14 protein-coding genes and 1 pseudogene are annotated in these 16947 nt (G+C 68.0%); 10 read left to right on the forward strand and 5 right to left on the reverse strand.

What is annotated here, in order from left to right; genetic code table 11:
* Nucleotides 1-178: 178 nt before the first annotated feature.
* The 4 genes and pseudogenes from ACERM0_RS21615 to ACERM0_RS21630 all read left to right on the forward strand — a co-directional run.
* A pseudogene (locus tag ACERM0_RS21615) lies at nt 179-412 on the forward strand (LysM peptidoglycan-binding domain-containing protein); the annotation flags it as partial.
* Between the two features lie 327 nt (nt 413-739).
* The gene (locus ACERM0_RS21620; RefSeq protein ID WP_373680753.1) at nt 740-2626 is read left to right on the forward strand and encodes a BTAD domain-containing putative transcriptional regulator; all 1887 of its coding nucleotides are present in this window, start codon (nt 740-742) and stop codon (nt 2624-2626) included.
* A 99-nt stretch (nt 2627-2725) separates the two neighbouring features.
* The gene (gene lexA / locus ACERM0_RS21625) at nt 2726-3361 is read left to right on the forward strand and encodes a transcriptional repressor LexA (protein WP_373680715.1); all 636 of its coding nucleotides are present in this window, start codon (nt 2726-2728) and stop codon (nt 3359-3361) included.
* Nucleotides 3358-3828 (forward strand): very short patch repair endonuclease, encoded by a 471-nt coding sequence (locus tag ACERM0_RS21630; protein ID WP_373680716.1) that lies wholly within the window; start codon nt 3358-3360, stop codon nt 3826-3828. The genes lexA and ACERM0_RS21630 overlap by 4 nt, the downstream gene beginning before the upstream one ends.
* A 274-nt stretch (nt 3829-4102) precedes the next feature.
* On the opposite strand, the gene ACERM0_RS21635 is transcribed toward ACERM0_RS21630, so the two are convergent.
* The 5 genes from ACERM0_RS21635 to ACERM0_RS21655 form a co-directional block, all read right to left on the reverse strand.
* Nucleotides 4103-4504, reverse strand: coding sequence for a hypothetical protein (locus ACERM0_RS21635; protein WP_373680717.1), 402 nt, complete (start codon nt 4502-4504; stop codon nt 4103-4105).
* A 992-nt stretch (nt 4505-5496) separates the two neighbouring features.
* Complete coding sequence (locus tag ACERM0_RS21640) at nt 5497-7191, reverse strand: hypothetical protein (RefSeq protein WP_373680718.1); 1695 nt, start codon at nt 7189-7191, stop codon at nt 5497-5499.
* 40 nt (nt 7192-7231) lie between these two features.
* On the reverse strand, nt 7232-8377 hold the full coding sequence (locus ACERM0_RS21645) for a DNA cytosine methyltransferase (protein ID WP_373680719.1): 1146 nt from the start codon (nt 8375-8377) through the stop codon (nt 7232-7234).
* Nucleotides 8374-9642, reverse strand: coding sequence for a DNA cytosine methyltransferase (locus ACERM0_RS21650; RefSeq protein WP_373680720.1), 1269 nt, complete (start codon nt 9640-9642; stop codon nt 8374-8376). The genes ACERM0_RS21645 and ACERM0_RS21650 overlap by 4 nt, the downstream gene beginning before the upstream one ends.
* A 14-nt stretch (nt 9643-9656) precedes the next feature.
* Nucleotides 9657-11111 carry a lytic murein transglycosylase gene (locus ACERM0_RS21655; protein ID WP_373680721.1) on the reverse strand — a complete coding sequence of 485 codons (1455 nt, stop codon included), beginning with the start codon at nt 11109-11111 and terminating at the stop codon, nt 9657-9659.
* A 181-nt stretch (nt 11112-11292) separates the two neighbouring features.
* Here ACERM0_RS21655 and ACERM0_RS21660 point away from each other — a divergent pair, with 181 nt between their 5' ends.
* From ACERM0_RS21660 to ACERM0_RS21685, 6 genes are all read left to right on the forward strand, one after another.
* Nucleotides 11293-11511, forward strand: coding sequence for a hypothetical protein (locus ACERM0_RS21660; RefSeq protein WP_373680722.1), 219 nt, complete (start codon nt 11293-11295; stop codon nt 11509-11511).
* The gene (locus tag ACERM0_RS21665; RefSeq protein WP_373680723.1) at nt 11508-11810 is read left to right on the forward strand and encodes a DUF6112 family protein; all 303 of its coding nucleotides are present in this window, start codon (nt 11508-11510) and stop codon (nt 11808-11810) included. The genes ACERM0_RS21660 and ACERM0_RS21665 overlap by 4 nt, the downstream gene beginning before the upstream one ends.
* Before the next feature lie 25 nt (nt 11811-11835).
* Nucleotides 11836-12525 carry a hypothetical protein gene (locus ACERM0_RS21670; protein ID WP_373680724.1) on the forward strand — a complete coding sequence of 230 codons (690 nt, stop codon included), beginning with the start codon at nt 11836-11838 and terminating at the stop codon, nt 12523-12525.
* A gap of 167 nt (nt 12526-12692) precedes the next feature.
* On the forward strand, nt 12693-14135 hold the full coding sequence (locus ACERM0_RS21675) for a hypothetical protein (protein WP_373680725.1): 1443 nt from the start codon (nt 12693-12695) through the stop codon (nt 14133-14135).
* Nucleotides 14135-15628 (forward strand): SCO6880 family protein, encoded by a 1494-nt coding sequence (locus tag ACERM0_RS21680; RefSeq protein ID WP_373680726.1) that lies wholly within the window; start codon nt 14135-14137, stop codon nt 15626-15628. Before ACERM0_RS21675 ends, ACERM0_RS21680 begins: the two co-directional genes overlap by 1 nt.
* Complete coding sequence (locus tag ACERM0_RS21685) at nt 15625-16878, forward strand: VirB4 family type IV secretion system protein (RefSeq protein WP_373680727.1); 1254 nt, start codon at nt 15625-15627, stop codon at nt 16876-16878. Before ACERM0_RS21680 ends, ACERM0_RS21685 begins: the two co-directional genes overlap by 4 nt.
* The last annotated feature ends 69 nt before the right edge of the window (nt 16879-16947 follow it).

Consider the following 16947-nt stretch of genomic DNA (forward strand, 5'->3'; position numbering starts at 1 on the left):
GCGCGTCCAACCCCGCGACACCCTGTGGGGCATCGCCGAGACCGTCCTCGGCGACGGCCTGCGCTGGCGAGAGATCCACGACCTCAACATCGGCCGGCCGCAACCCGACGGCGGCACGCTGCGCCGCGACGACGACCTCATCCGCCCCGGCTGGCTCCTCGCCCTCCCACCAGACGCCATGACCTCAGAGACACCTGACGGCAGCCCGCCCACCGACCGGCCGGAAGCGACCAACCCGGGAACGTCAACGTCCACGATCACGGTAGAACCCGGCGACACCCTTTGGGACCTGGCCGCCGCCCACCTCGGCGACCCGCACCGCTGGCCCGAGCTCTACGAGGAGAACCGACACCGATCACAGCCCGACGGCAGACACCTCACCGACCCCGACCTCATCCACCCCGGCTGGCAGCTCACGGTCCCAGCTACCGGCGACCACCGACTCGAACCGCCGGACGACGCCGACACGGAGACCGCCCCAGCCCAGGACGACACCCCGGTTGCACCGGCGACACCAGCTCCGGCCGAGCAGCGTCCCACCCCTTGGGCGACGCTCGAACCTGGCCCCACCCCATCGCCCGAGCCGAGCGCCGAAGCCCGCGCGGCCGACGACGACACCACCGCCCCACCCGACGCGGCACCGTCGACCAACCGCAGCACCACCCCGAAGCCACCAGCCGACGGTCCTGCCGAGGATCCAGACGGGCTACACGAGAACGCGGACAACAACCTGGTGCTGGTGGTCGGCGCCGGCCTGCTCACCGCCGGCGCGATCGCGACCCTCGACCGCATCCGTCGAGGCAAGCTCCGCCGCCGCCAGCCAGGCCAGCGCATCGTGCTCCCGAAGGGAAGCCTCGCACGCACCGAACAGCGCGTCCGCGGCCTCGCCGACGCCGAGACCGCCGACATGCTCGACGTGGTCCTGCGGTCGCTCGTCGCCGTCTGCAACGACGGCGGCCGCGACGTGCCCCAGATCGCCCTCGTCTCGGTCGGCCCCCACGACGTCGCCATCCACCTCACCGACCCCGACACCGAAGCGCCGGACGGCTGGCACCTCGAGGACGCCGGCATGACCTGGGTCACGCCACGGCCCGCGGACCTCGACGAGCTCCGCGACCTCGCCGCCAGCGCCCTCGCACCCGTCCCGCTCCTCGTGACCATCGGCACCCGCGCTCACGGGCAGCGACGGGTGCTCCTCAACCTCGGACACGCGCGTCTGCTCGACCTGGACGCCGACGCCGAGACCGCCAGAACCGTCATCCTCGGCCAGGCGCTCGAACTAGCGACCTCGGCCCGAGCTGACGCGCTCAGCGTCCTTCTCGCCGGCGCGGGCGACGTGCTGGCGACTCTCGAACGGGTCCGGTGCCTCCCCGAGGACGCAGCAGTCGAGCTGCTGCGCCGCGCCGCTGAGGACGCTGAGGCCGACGACCCCGAGGCGACCGCCGCGCTCTTCGTCACCCCGCCCCCACCCGGCATCGAGGAAGCGTTCTCTACCCGAGTCGACGGGCGGACGAACACGGTCGCGGCCGTCGCCCCACAACTGCCGGGAGCGACCTGGCGGCTCACCATCGAACCCACGATCATCCGGGTCGCTCCCTACGGCCTCGAACTGCAGCCACTCGAGCTCACCGGCGACGACCTCGACGCCATCGCCGACCTGCTCGAGGACGCCGCCATCCCCACCTTCGTCGAGGCCACACCAGACGAGCCAGACGAGCCCGACGAGCCCGACGGAGCCGGCGGGGCAGATGTGGCTCAGGACGCTGGCGAGCTCCCACTGGTCGCCCACTCGACCAACGGTCAAGAGGCATCGGATCCCGCACCTCGAGCTGCCGGAGACCAGGAGTGGCATGTCGAGGTGCGCGTCCTCGGCCCCGTCGAGGTCGCCGGTGCGGACGAGTTCGAGTCGGCCAAAGCCGAGGAACTCGTGGTCTACTTGGCGCTGCACCGAGACCCCGTCGACGCCGACACGCTGCAGGAAGCCCTGTGGCCGGGGCAGCCCCCGAACGTAGGGCGTTTCCACACCACCGTTTGGCGCGCCCGCCAGGCGCTCGGCGACGATCCCGAGGGTAGGCCGTACCTCCCCAAGGCGCATCAGGGCCGCTACCGCCTCTCCCCCAGCGTGACGTCGGACCTCGACCGGTTCTATACACACACCCGGCGGGCACGATCTGATCCTGCAACCGCGGTCGACGAGCTTCATTCTGCCCTCGAACTCGTCCGCGGACGACCCCTGTCTGCCACCAGCGGCGAATACGTATGGGCAATCAACAACGTCCACGCGATAGAGCAACTCGTGAGTGACGCTGCACACCGGCTCGCGCAGCCCTACCTCCAGCAAGCCCAGCATCACGAGGCGCGGTGGGCCGCTGAGCGCGGGCTGCTCGCAGACCCATACTGCGAACTTCTCTACCGCGACCTGTTGCTCGCCGCGAAGGCAGCTGGCAACACCATGGAGCTCCACGCGATAATGCGCCGCCTCAGACAGGTGCTCGACCTCGACGCTGAGTCGAACGATGCTGACGACTTCATCGATCAGGCTACCGCACGGCTCTTCAAGGAACTCACCGCCGACCGAACGACACTTTCTGATCATGCAGATGATGTCGGCCCCACAACTCGCTGATAGACGAGTCGGCGCAACTTCGACAAGCCAGCCAGCCGTTTGGTTCATACCATCTGGCTTCAGCGGGTACTGTCAAGTCATGAGAGGTGGGCTCTAGTCGTGACATCCGCAAACCCCCTGACGAGGCAGCAGGAGCGCGTTCTCCGAGCGATCCACGAACATGTGGCGCTTCGTGGCTACCAGCCCTCCATTCGCGAGATCGCTGACGCCTTGGGGCTCCGTTCAGCGGGTTCCGTCCACTTCCACCTGCGAAACCTAGAGGCGCAGGGCTATCTGACGCGATCCGCTCCGAGGGGACTTGAGCTTCAGAGAGACGTTGAAACACACCTGCAGCAGCAGCTGCTACCGGTTCGTGCTGTGCCGCTGGTGGGAGACGTTTCCGCAGGATTACCAATCGTCGCCGAGGAGCGAGTCGAGGCGGTCTACTCGCTCCCGGTCGACCTTGTCGGCGACGGCCCGCACTTCATGTTGAGTGTGCGCGGGGAGTCAATGGTCGACGCCGGGGTTCTCCCTGGGGATTACGTCGTCGTTCGGCAACAACCAATGGTCGAAAGTGGAGAGATGTGTGTGGCCCTCCTGGAGGGGGACGCGACCGTCAAGTATTTCCGGAGAACGGGGCAGGGCAGCTGGGCTCTAGAGGCGGCTAACGACGCCTTTGCTCCGATAACTCTAGATGATTCATCGCCGATGTCCATCATAGGCAAGGTTGTAGCCATCATTCGAACGCTGCCGTGAACAGGCCGGAGCCGGACAGTGACGTGACTCGGCGCCGCATGGAGAGCCAGCGGCGACGTGATACGCAGCCCGAGCTCCGATTGCGTCGAGAACTCTTCCGACGTGGCTACCGGTACCTGGTCGATGCCCAGCCGATCCCAGGAATGAGACGCCGGGCTGACCTCGTTTTTCGCGGCCCCAAGGTCGCCGTGTTCGTCGACGGCTGCTTCTGGCATGGATGCCCCGAACACGGCACACAACCGAAGACCAACGCGAGCTGGTGGTACAACAAGCTCAAGACGAACCGCCAGCGCGACACTGACACCAACCAGCGCCTTCACGACGCGGGCTGGGAGGTCGTGCGGATTTGGGAACATGATCCGTTGGACAACGCTGTAGCGCGCGTGCAGGAGATCGTGGATGCTCGGTCTGAGCGGAAGCGAGTCACCGTTGAGGCCGCCGAAGGTCGAGCTAGAAGAGCTCGGTAGGTACCAAGGATGCCGTCCAGGCGCCGCGTCGGCGTGGCCTGGATGGAAGAGACTCGCGACGCGCCGTCGAATGGGCGCCAGGCACGGCACCAGCGCATCACCTACCGTCGCCAGAACCCGACCAGCAGGACCTGACCGTCGTAGGGGTTTCGCCGCCGAGATGCCGCAGCATTAGCCCAGACGCACCTCATGACGAGGGTAATAGTCCGTCCTTCATGTCCTGCCCGGAGGATCGCTCTGCAGGTCTGACTGGACGTGCCGAGTCCGCAGCCACTCAGGAAACTATGGATGAGATGGCGACCGATGAACCCGCCCCGGGGGCCAGCCCTGTTACTTCGATCCGCGAGAGCGTCTGATCGAACATCGGTCCCCCACCAGCGGGGGCTGCGACAACTACCCGGTCGACAGCAACCGTAGCCACCGCTCCAGGCGAACTGCGGCGAAGACCCCACACGTACTTGCTCGCAGCCTCGGCCACATCACCGGCGTCCATCGCTGCCTGCCGCTTCTTCGCGTCGACGGCAACCACTCGCGGCGCGATGCCATCCTCCTCGACCACGACCACGCAGTCCGGCCGCAGAACGCTTGAGATCGAGAAGATGCCGAGGTGGGCTAGAGGCGCGCACGCATCAGGATTGGCGGAGAACCTCGCCTGAGCCACGACGTGGTACGTCACGTGTCCGTTGGTAGCCGACGCAACCCATTCACACCCCTTCGCCGGACGGGGGGGGACAAGGGCCGTGCACCCATTGTCAAGCAACCAGGTCCAGATCGTGACTGCTACCCATGCCTCGTATAGACGCCACAAGTAGCACAGCGGCGCTTCGACCGAACCAATTCTTGCTGACTCAACGTCGGCAGCTACCGCCAGCAATAGGCGATGAGCGCGAGCCGCTTTGGGTGGCCACGAGGAGAGCGGTGGTTCGGCACGGTGCCGTGCCTCGGGCTTCGCCAAGCGGTGTACTGTCCAGAATGGCGCACTGATCGTGGAACGGTCGGTGAGCCCCGCTTCAAGGCCGTCGAGACCCTCAAGTGCATCGCGGACAGCCAAGGCGGATGCGGACAATCGCACGGAGCTCCATCGACGGGTCGCGGCGAAACGTCTGGCCGTTCGCTCAGGTAGGGTTCGCCCCTCTTTTTCGATAGACGGCCAACGACCAGCTGCTCTCTCGGTCCAGGCGACGTCCTCTCTTCCCCCGGCCAGTTCGACCCGGCGCCAGTAGGTAACGGTCGACTCTTCCTCGGGCCACCGTGCAATCAGGGCGCGCGTCGCGGCGTGAGCCCGAGCGAGGAGATCCAAGTCGAGCTCGGCGGATCTCGCGTTGAGTGCGCGCCCGCGAAACATGCGGCCTTGTCCCCGGATGCTGGAGGGTATAGGCACCTCCGCGGCGGATATGGCCTTCCACATAGCTGCTGTGGCGCCTACGTCAAAGGGGGCTGGAGCGGGCAAGTTCAAGTCGACGCGCCGCAACTGGGGGCCATCCAAGCAGTGGACGGGGAGACGCCCCACCAGAACATCTGGTCCGCTCGTGTCGTCCGTGACCGCGGGTTCAACGACTATGAGACTTTCGTCCTGCTTCACAACCCGAACGGACGGCGGCAGAACCGCCAACTTGCCCGGCAACTGGATACTGACGATGCGCGTTCCGTCGCGGAACTCCAAAGTTGTCACGAGAGGGCGGCCCAGAAGTCCAGCGCTTCAGGGAAGGGATCGTCCTCTGCGATGGCTACGAGGCGACCGATCCTCGGCGCAAGCAGGCCACCCAACTGCCCGATGGGTGCCTCTTCAGCTAGTTCTGCGCCGTTCAACCGGTTCAGTGCCTCCGAGAAGCTTGCCTCGGCGAGATTCGGAAGAATGAAGTGGAGGTACGCGTTCTCAGCCGCGAGCCGGCGAGCCTCACCGTTGTCGGGCACCAGCCGACGGTAGTAGGCCATGTAGTTGGTAACCCGCTCCACGTCGCGTCGGCTGACGGGTGACGGCTTAGCTTCAGCGAGCGCCTTCACATCCAGGAACGCCTGGATGTCTTGCGCAACATCAGTCACATCGAGTTGGTGTCTTGCGAAGTCCGGTGCACCAAGAAACGCCATGCCCTGAGATGGGACCGGTCCAGGGTTAGGCTCGGGATCCGCAACGAGGCGTTGGGCTTCAATATCGGCACTCTGGAGGAGTTCGGGCTCAAGCAGTATCACGCAGCTACGGCTCGTCACTTTCCGCGCCGGCGCCTTGGCCGTCTCGTCAATGTTGGTGGTACCGAGAACCCGCGGGTACGGGCCGAGGAGAAGCGTTGGGGGCACCGAAAGGGTCTGTTCCTCGTTCTCGACGGCCCCCTCCCACGCGTGGAGCGGCCATCGTAATAGCGGCGAGGAAGGTCGGGACATGCCATGGACAACAGGTGAGAGATAGCCATCGATTGCGGACAGGTTTGCTTCCTCGACGAGCAGCATCGGCGTCGGCGGGGAGCTGCCCTCCAGCTCCATCGAGTTGACGCTCACATCTTGGAGCGCGAGCAAGCTCGCCGTATCGATGGTGAAAGCGAACTCGCCAGTGATGGAGCTGTAGAACCCTGCGACGTCTTCGGGCCCGATCATCTGACGTCGAGCCTCGATGATGTCCCAGGCGTCGACGCTCGTGAAGAACTCCATCAGCAGACGCGCCACCGTCGACTTACCCGAGCCACTAGCGCCGGCGAAAAGCAACAGCTGGTTAGACAGGGTTGAGGCTAAGAGGTCGACGGCAACACTACGGCTGAGCGTGACTCCCGATGCAATTGCGAAATCTAAGAACTGATCCGGCAACGCTTCCAAGCCATCAAGAGTCGGCTCTGAGTCGCGGCAGAAGTCGAAAAAAACGTCCTCGTCGACGCTAGGTACGACGGGACCATCTTCCTCTTCTTCGAACTCGTCGTCGACCCTCTTAACCCACTCATTCTTGATGGCTGGGAAGGCGTCACGGATTGCATCCACGGACTCAAAACCGTCTCGATACACAAACCCCCGTACGCGCCAAGTCTCTTCCACGAGGTCCGCGATGATCACCGCCCGGACGTTCGGGAACCGACTTACGCGGTCCGCTGCGGCAGGGACGAACTGCTTGATGGTGTAGGGGGCAACACAGAACACGAGGTAGAGGTCGATGTCCTTATCGTTGCTCTCCGTCAAGACGTTGGCTGCCCGCCCCGATCCGGCGGCCTTCTTGCAGCGAGTGTTATTGACTGGCAGCGCCTCGATGAGAAGCTTGTCGACCGCATTCCAAGCGTAACCCGTCTTCCCAGCAGCTAGAATTGGGTTGGCCTTCGCCGTGATGGCGACTTCGAGATCCGTGGCCTCTGGGGGGTCGCCGGCGGCCGGTTCGATGGCAGTCATGCCGGTGAGCCTAGGCTCCGCTGGCTGTGGCAGCAACCAGCTATGCCCCCGCGATGAAGGCGATGTCGTCCAGGAACTCTGAAGGGAAGTTGAGCGTGGTCGACCGACCGGCGCGGGAATAGAAGCCCGCTGCCGCTCTCGTCGAAAGCGGCTTCAACGGCATCGACAGGAACTTCTTCAGGTCGATTGGGTCCGCGCGCGGGTACATGGAGACCTGAACGGCCGAGCGCTCCCCCCGCCGTCCTTGCGCCGCGGAGGGCCAGCGAGCGCCATCGCGCAGCGGTCGGACGTCGCCGGCGGGGTCCCCCGGGGCGCTCAGCCGCGAGCCGATCCACTCGGCCATGTCAACGCACACTGCGTTGCCCACCAACCGCCAGCGAGCTCCCCGCTTGAAGCTGGCCTGCTCGGCTGCGGCGGTCCAGTCCGCGGCGAAACCCTGCAGCCTCTCCGCGTCTTCGATCTCAGGCGTCCCGATTTCTCCCGTCGTCGGATCCCACACCGCAGGCGGCGAGGGGATTCCGAGGGCAGATCCTCCCTTGATCGTAGGAACTGCATTCCGTGTCCAGCCGAGGCCGCGGAGGCCTTCGGTCCAGTAGAAGCCATAGACAGCATCGCGGTCGACGTTCGTAGTCGTGTCGTCGAACGTCGCTGTCGGTGCATCGTCCGCGAAGAGCACGCGACCCGGATCCTCGTTCAATGAGGCCAGAAGGACGACGCGCTGCCTCCGCTGCGGGACCCCAAACGCCCGAGCATCCACCACCCGGTAAGCCCATCGGTACCCGAACGATTCAAGGCGGCTGACCAAGAAGTCCATCGCCTGTCCCTTATCGAGACGCAACATGTAGGAGACGTTCTCAAAGAGAAGATACTCAGGCCGGGTCGCTCGCTTACGGACGAGGCGAAAGACCTCACTTACTAGGCTCGATTGAGAGCCGCGGATCCCAGCCTTGCCACCCGCTTGACTGAGATCCTGGCAAGGGAAGCCAGCGGCGAGGAGGTCCGCCTCGGGAAGGGACCGTAGAGCCCGAACATCGTTCTCTACCTCGCTCTCGAAGTGCCGATCCAAGACGGCGCGCGCCGCCGGATCGATCTCACACAGCAGCGTCGATGCGTGGCCCGAGGCCTCCAGCCCCTTCTCGATACCGCCGATACCAGCGAACAGACCCACCACTCGGAGACTCGTCATGACAGCAGCAAAGTCATGAAGGCGGCATAGGCGAGACGGGATGGCACAGCGTTTCCGATCATGCTATGGAGGCTGACACGGCGATTGCAGGACGAGAAATCGAAGTAGTCGGGGAAGCCTTGGATCCTGGCAGCCTCATGAGGCGTCAGTGTGCGCCGCTCATGTGGGTGGACGAACCGTCCCTGCCCGGTTGAGCCAAATCCCCTGGTAATCGTCGGTGCGGGTTGGTCCCCGCGCATCCGGCCGTAGACAGCCTTGTACGAGTGCTTGCGGAGGCGGTGACAGTCAGGACGCTCAGCGTCGGGAAGATCCCACAGACCATGATCGAACAGATAGTTGATTCGCCGCCGGTTCTCGGCGGAATGGTTCGAAGACGTGTCGAAGATGCCTGTACTGGCAACGGGAACATCGTGGAGCGCTTGGTCGACGGTAAGGGCAGCTTCTGTGAACTGGCCAGACACCGCGTCGATATCAATCATTGAGTCGCGAGAGGCAAGGAGAAGGTGGCGCCTCCTCGTCTGCGCGGCGCCAACACGGTCCGCCCTGATTACACCGCTGGAGACGAAGTAGCCGGCCCGCGCTAGAGCCTGCGTCGCCGCAGGAACGACCCCCCGTCGGTCATGAGCTACTCCAGGAACGTTCTCGACCAGCACGAAACGGGGGCGGACGATCTCCGCGAACCGTGCGACTCGAAGGTAGAGAGCGTTCTTCGGATCACGCCTTCTCGTGTGGTTGTTCAGATCGGAGTGGCCCTGGCATGGAGGCCCACCGATTACGAAATCCACGCCATCGAACTCATCTCGCAGACGTCTCTCTGCGAATGACGGCGCCTCTCCGAGGCCGCCATCCACGAGACGCGTCACGTCGCCGTCGAAGAGGGCGGACGGCGAGAAGTTCCGTTCAAAGACGGTCAGCGCGTCGACATCCGTGTCGACCGCCAAGATCGATTCCAGTCGGCGCCCAATCGCCTCGGCAGCCGCCTCAAGTCCGAGACTCAAGCCGCCACAACCCGCGAAGAGGTCGACCGAGGTCAACGGTCGGGCCGTCTCATCTCGCGGAGGGCGCACCGCCCGGGCCAGCCAGCCCTGGGAGAAGGCCGTGAAGGGCGCCTCGCCGACACCCGGGGGGGCAAGCACTCGCGTTACATGCCTGTTCCCATCCCTGTCGACAATCGTCCTGCGGACGTGTGCACCGTCGAAGGCGTAGGCCTCAGCGGCCCCGGCGAGGGGGCGGGGATCTGTGGTGACATCCATTGATAATGACATGGGTGGAACTCTACCTAGGGGTGTGACACAGCGGCGGCAGGCCGGGGCGGGGGCGTCGGCCAAGACCAGAGCGCAGGCCCCACGACGCCCGCCGGTGGGCACGAAGCAGCCGCTAGTCGGCGGTCATCGTGCCGCCCCGCACGACTCTCCGCGGGCGCTCGTTCTCGAGGAGGGGGTGTCCCTGGAGGTGTTGTAGACGCGGTGGCCGGCATCGATTGTTCGAAGGTGAACCGGGCCACACGCGCTTCGTCCGCCCACGCTGACACCTCGCGCGTGTAGCCGGCTCTTCGGAAGGTCACGGGGCGGCCAGGGGTGATGGCGGCGAGTTTGGACCAGTCGGGACGGCCGGCGTAGAGCAGAACAAGGACTTGCCCGTGGGTCCAGTTCGTGATGCCGAGATTGGTTGGGTCGCTCCAGCCGAGGTGCAGGTGTCGGGTGTGGGCGTCATCGGAGAAGAAGCCTGGAAGTCGTGCAAGCTCGGGCCAGGGTGTCCCGATTTCGCTGGGTCGGAGTGGCGGCCGCAGAGCGTGGAGTCGTTCGGCGAGCGCGCGAGCCGTCGGGTTGGTCACGTCTACTCGTCGCCCGTCCACCCCGGCGATGTCGACGGCACGGCCGTGCCAGTGGTGAGAAACGCGGCAGCCGGGGTAGTCGCCGCCGCCGATGCAGCGGGAGTGACCGGTCTTGAGGCTGACGACCGTGAGCGTGTGGTCCTGGCTAAGGCGCTGGAGCACGGTGAGGACTCGTGCGTCGATGCGTCCGGCGGCGATGTCGTCGCGACCAGCGGGGTAGATGTCGAGGCGCGGATTGGCGAGCACCATCGCGATCAGCGTGGGCGAGGCCAAGGTCGACTCGGTGCCGGCGGCCGCGTAGCTCGTGGCGATCTCGAGGACGCGGTCGCGGTACGCGGTCGACCGGTTGTAGGCGAGGATCGCCTGCGGGATCCGTGCCGGATCGCTGGCTCCGACCGCGCAGAGGTAGTGGGCGGCGGAGTGAATGGCGTCGACGGCGTTGTGCGGGTCGGCGCCCCCGCTGCCGGTCGCGTCGATTCCGTAGGCGGACCAGGTGCTCGGGATGAACTGCATCGGCCCGACGGCGCGGTCGTAGGTGGTGTCGCCGTCGTAGCGACCGCGGTCCGTGTCGAGGATCCGCGCGATGCCGGGTGAGCCGTCGAGGGCCACGCCGATGATGGGCGGCGCCACGGTTCCGTCTGGCTGGAGCCGTGCGCCGCCGAGGCGGCCGTGATCGGACTCGACCTTGCCGACGGCGGCGAGTACGGACCAAGGGAGGGTCGGGCAGCGGCGGTTGGTCGCGTCCTGGTAGAGCGCCAGATAGGCAGAAGGGATGTCAGCCCTCGCGCTATCGATCGGGGTGAGCCCGGCGCCGCCGGCGGCCGCGGCCAGGACGAGCACCGGGAGCGAGAGAACCGCGAGCAGGCCCAGGACCGCGACCACGCCCAAGGCCCGCAGCATCCTCTCCCCCCTCACTCCCAGGACCACGCCCGGGTGGTCTCACCGGCGGCTTGTCCACAGCCTCGACGAGGTCTCTCGTTGACCGGTTCCGGCTGCTGCCCACGATGGGGCTCGGACTGTCTGGATCGCATCGTCCGACGACGGCAGCAGCTGTCGAGGACGTCACCGCCGGGGGTTGTGGATGAACGAGGGCCTTGAGCGGGACGCACATGACGAGCCGGTGCCGCTCACGCTGGTCGAGCAGTCACTCGGCACGGCAGGCGCGCGGCCCGGGCCGACGGCGGCTTCGGGGCCGTGGCCGTTCATCGCGACGGTCGGGCTGCCGCCCGGTTCAGAGGGCAACGGACAGGTCGCGGTCGTGGATGACCGTCGCCGCTCGGATATGGAGGTGGATGGATGATGCTCGTGAGCGTGAAGCTGTTGGGGGCGGTCGGGGGGCGCCCCGATCCGAGCCAGCTCCCTGGGGGTCAGGTGCTGCAGAACTTGACGAACGGGGTGATGGGCTGGGCGCTGGTCCTGGCGCTGGTCGCGATGATCGTGTCGGCCGTGGCGTGGGCGCTCGGATCGAACTCGAACAACTACCAGTACTCGGTCGCCGGTCGGCGAGGTGTGGTGATCTCCGGGCTGGCGGCGCTACTGATCGGTGCCGCGCCCGCGATCATCAACTTCTTCTTCGACACCGGGACCACGGTGAGCTGACGTGGACCGCCGTCGCCTCCTGCGCATGACCGGTCTCGTCGTCGGTGTTGCGCTTCTCGTCCTGGCGGTCGGCCGGCTCGCCTCGTCGCCGGCCCGAGACACCGAGGAGATTGCTGCCGGTCCGGCCGACGGCATGAATACGGCGACGGACACACCTGCCGAGCCATCAGGTGGCGCTGACGCTGGCGAGTACCCGCGGTCGCGCGAGGGCGCGGTCGCGGCGGCGACGGCGTTCGCGCTGGCGCTCGACAACCGGGACGTCTTCGACGCGGGCTACCGGCGAGCGGTCCTCGAGGAGGTCGCCGCCGAGGCGGCGTGGGCCGAGCTCGTCGCGGCGTTCGACGAGGGGCTGGCGCTGATCGGCTCGCAGCTCCACCTCGACGCGGAGGTCGCGTCCGATCCGGGCTTCGTGTGGCGCGCGGTCCCGGGCGGGTGGCAGGTGTCTGAGTACGACCGCACCGACGCGACAGTGGAGCTGTGGACGGCGGTCATGGCCATCGCAGACGGGCGTCTGTTGGTGCAGCCGAGCTGGCGCACCACCGAGGTGACGCTGACGTGGGAACGCGGCGGGTGGCGGTTGGTCGGCTTCCACACGGGCGCGGGACCTGATCCGGCGGCAACACCCGGCGAAGCCGGGGTGTTGGCAAGGCAGATCAACGCCTTCGAGCCCTACTGGCACTGGCCGGACACCTCGGCGAGCGAGGTCGGGCGATGAGACGTCTGCTTCTCCTCGTTCCCATCATCGGGCTCTGGCTGGTGAGCACGGCAACCGCCGCGTCGGCGCAGGAGACCACGCTGCCTTCGGAGCCCGAGGCGGACACCGGGGTCACCGCGGAGGAGCCAGGCGGTGCTTGCCAGCGGTTGCCGGGGCTCATCGAGTCGGTGTGCAACGGCGTCGGCGGTGCGCTGGCTTGGGGAGTGCAGCCGGTCGTGGCCGGTGGCGCGCAGGCAGTTCTGCACGAGATGGTGTCGTTCGTGGTGGAGGGCGCAGGGTGGCTGCTGGAGCAGGTCGCGTCGTTCCTCGACACCTCGACACGACCGCAGCTGACCTCGTCGTGGTTCGAGCGGGCCTACCAGGACATGGCCGTGGTCGCCGTGTTCGGGCTGCTGCCGTTCCTGCTGCTGGCAATCGTCCAGGGCGTGGTCCGACAGGATCCTGGGATGCTGCTGCGGGCGACGTTCGGGTACGTGCCGCTGGCGGCGATCGGGACGGCGGCCGGCGTTGTGGTCGTCGATCTGCTGGTGCAGCTCACCGACGAGCTGACCGCGTGGGTGGGACGTTCGCTCGGATCCGACCTGGCCGGGTTCTCGACCGGGATGGGCGAGTCGTTGGCGTCGCTGCCCGCGGGGATGGGTGGGCCGGTGGCAGGGCTCGCGGCGCTGCTCGCGGCGGGGGTGGTGGCGTTCGCGGCGTTCGCCATCTGGCTCGAGCTGTTGTTGCGGCAGGCGGCGATCTACGTGGCCGTGCTGTTCCTGCCGCTGGGGTTCATGGCGATGGTGTGGCCGGCGACCGCGCACTGGCTACGGCGGCTGGTCCAGGGGCTGGTGGCGATCATCCTGTCGAAGTTCGTCATCGTCGCGGCGATGGCGCTCGCCGCGGTGGCGCTCGGTGAGCCCGCGTCGGAGGTGGCGGCCGACGGCGACAGCGGCGGGTTCGGAGTGGTGCTCGCCGGCGCGTCAATGCTCGCTCTGGCAGCTCTGGCGCCGTACGTGTTGCTGCGCCTCATTCCGGTGTTCGAGGCAGGTCTGTCGGGTGACCTCGAGGGGACCTACCGGCGTCCGACCGCGGCGGTTGCTTCCCCGACCGCTGGGCATCATGTGCTCCAGAGCGTGCGTGCCCATGCTGGAACGAGCCGTGCCAACGGCCACGGAGTGCCCGGTGCCGGCGGGCATGCCGGTGCTGCTGCTGGCGCGGTTACGCCGGAGACGGGTGGTGCTTCCACCCGACCGGGGACGGGATCGACGGGGTCCGGCTCGACGGGGCCCGGCGCGGGATCGCCAGCGGCGGGGTCGGGCGCGGGCGGAGCGCCCGCCGGCAGGACGGTCTCGTCCGGTGCTGCGGTCGGGACCGGCGTGGTCGCGGCAGGCGTCGGGACGGTGGCTGCCGGCGCGGCTGGCGCGAAGAAAGCCGGGCAGGCCTTGCAAGCGCATGGTGACGAGCAGCACGCGGCCGTGGGTGGGGTTCGGTCTGCGGACGGAGCGGGGACGGCTCACTCGGCTCCCGCACCTGCGCCATCGTCGCCCCGTCGAACACTCGGTCCGGCTGGGTCAACGTCGCCGCGCTCTGAACCGACGCCGCGCCGGCAGTCGCGGGAGGAGGGGTAATGGACGGGTCGGTTCGCCGCTACGAGTTCGGTGCTGCCGGTGAGGATCACACGGTGGTGCTCGGCCTGCGGGCCGGTCAGCTCGGGGTGCTGGCGGTGGCGCTGCTGATGGCGGTCGCGACGGTGCGAGTCGATGGCAGCGCGGTCGGGTTCAGTCTCGCGATCGGCGTCGTCGTGATCGCTGGGGTGGTGGCGTTCTGGCCGGTCGCCGGCCGAACGCTCGAGCAGTGGGTCCCGACCGTCGCGCGCTGGGCGACAGTCCGCGCCCTGCGTCGTGACCGCTACCTCTCCCCCATGCCGCTGCTCGGCCACGGCCCAGACGGCTCAGCCGTGCAGCATCCGCCACCGACGCTGACCGACGTGCGGCTGCTCGCCGCCCCGCTCGCCACGGGAGGACGGGAGGTCGGAGTCATCCACGACCGCCGGAGCGGGACGTACGCGGCGGCGCTCGTGGTGCGCGGGCGCTCGTTCCAGCTCGCCGACACGCCGGAGAAGCAGCGCCGGCTGGCCGCCTGGGGCGGGGTGCTGGCTGGGCTCGCCCGTGCCTCCTCGCCGGTGCACCGGCTGCAGTGGATCGAGCGCACCGTGCCGGAGGATGCAGACGTGATGGGCCGCTACCTCGCCGAATCGGTTCGGGTCCCTCGGCAGCATCCGACGCTCGCGTCCTACCTCGAACTGGTCGACCGTGGAGGGCCGACCGCACCGCAGCACGAGACGCTGCTGGTCGTCGCGATCTCGAGCGTCCGGGCCCGCCGGGCGATCAGGCTGGCCGGCGGCGGCGATGCCGGCGCCGCCGAGGTGGTGCTCCGCGAGGTGGTGTCGGTCCAGCGCACGCTGCAATCGGCGGACATCGTGGTCGACGGGATCCTGACGCCGAGGTTGCTGGCAGGGGCGCTTCGGACCGCGTTCGACCCCTCGGCCCGCGTCGGGTTCGCCCGCCGGGCCGCAACCGCCGGCGACGAGGCTGGGACCGACCCGGCCAACGCGTGGCCGCTCGCCACGGCGACGTCGTGGGCCAGCTACCGCACCGGGGACGTGTGGCATGCGACCTACTGGGTGGCGCAATGGCCCCGAAGCCCGGTCGGGCCGGACTTCCTGACGCCGCTGCTGGTCGGGGTCACCGGGATGCGGTCGATTGCGGTCTCGATGGAGCCCGTCTCCCCTCTGCGGGCTCACCGGGAGGTCGAGCACGCGGTCCTCAAGGGGCTGGCCGACGAAGAGCTCCGTGCCCGAGCCGGGTTCACCTCGACCGCCCGCCGTCGGCGTGCCCAGGAGACCGCCGCCCGCCGCGAGCAGGAGCTCGCCGACGGGCACGCCGACTACCGACTCGCCGGCTACGCGACCGTGACGGCCGGTTCGCTGGAGGAACTCGAGGCCGCCTGCGGTGAGGTGGAGCAGGCGGCCCAGCAGTGCTCACTCGAGCTGCGCCGGCTCGACGGCGAGCAGGACGTGGCGTTCACCTGGACGCTGCCGCTCGGGAGGGGGCTGCAGTGAGCCCCCGGGCCGGGGCCGGCGCGCATCGGGTGTCGACCGCGCACCTGCAGGCTGCCTACCCGTTCGTGTCAGAGGGCGGACTCGGCGGCCGTGGCGTCTACATCGGGCGGGAGCTGCTCGGCGGGGCGTTCTGCTACGACCCCTGGGACCTGTACGCCCAGGGGGTGCTAACCAACCCGAACATGCTCGTCGCCGGGCAGGTCGGTCGCGGCAAGTCGTCGTTCATCAAGACCTACCTGTGGCGCCAGCAGGTGTTCGGCCGGCAAGCCTGGATCATCGACCCCAAGGGCGAGTACGGGCCGCTCGCCGACGCCTGCGGCGTCCAGCCGGTCCGGCTCGGCCCGGGGCTGCCGGTTCGGCTCAACCCGCTCGACGCCACGGCGTGGGGCAGCTCGCTCGATGAGGGCGAGGTGACCCGCCGGCACCTGAGCCTGCTGACCTCGCTCGCCGCCGCCTCGCTCGGACGAGGGCTGACTCCCGACGAGCAAGCCGCCTGCGAGGCCGCCATCGTCACCGCCTCGGCGCGAGCCGCCGGTGGGGTACTGACCTTGCCGGCCGTGGTCGAGGCGCTGCTGTGGCCCGACGACGATGCCGCCTCACGGATCGCCGCCGATGCCGCCGAGCTGGCGGCAGCCGGCCGACAGGTCGCGCTCGAGCTACGTCGGTTGTGCCAGGGCGACCTCGCCGGGATGTTCGACGGCCGCACCACCCCCGGCCTGGCCTTGGACGGGCCGCTGGTCGTGCTCGACCTCTCCGCGCTGTACGGCTCCCCGGCCCTCGGCCTGCTCATGCTGTGCGCGACCGCCTGGCTCCAGGCGTCGCTGCATGCGCACGCCGACCGGCGGCTGATCCTGGTGATCGACGAGGCCTGGGCGATCCTGCGCCACCTCGAGATCGCACGGTGGCTGCAGGCCTCGTGGAAGCTCTCCCGCCAGTACGGCGTGTCCAACATCGCGGTCATCCATCGGCTTTCCGACCTGCGTGCCGCCGGGGCGGACGGATCCGAACAGGCCGTCCTCGCTCAAGGGCTGCTCGCCGACTCCGAGACCCGGGTCATCTACGGCCAGTCCCCCGCCGAGACCGCCCAAGCCCGCGAGCTGCTCGGCCTCACCGACGTCGAAGCAGAGGTCCTGCCTGAGCTCGGCCGCGGAGTCGCGCTATGGCGGGTCGGGAACCGCTCCTTCCTCGTCGAGCACCACCTCGGCGCGCACGAACGCTCGCTGGTGGACACCGACGCGAGGATGACATGAATACCGGCCCGCGAGTCCAGCGTCCAAGCCCCGACCGGGTGGGGCACGGCGGGTCGTCCTTATCGCCGC

Source organism: Egicoccus sp. AB-alg2, assembly GCF_041821065.1.
Taxonomy (GTDB): domain Bacteria; phylum Actinomycetota; class Nitriliruptoria; order Nitriliruptorales; family Nitriliruptoraceae; genus Egicoccus.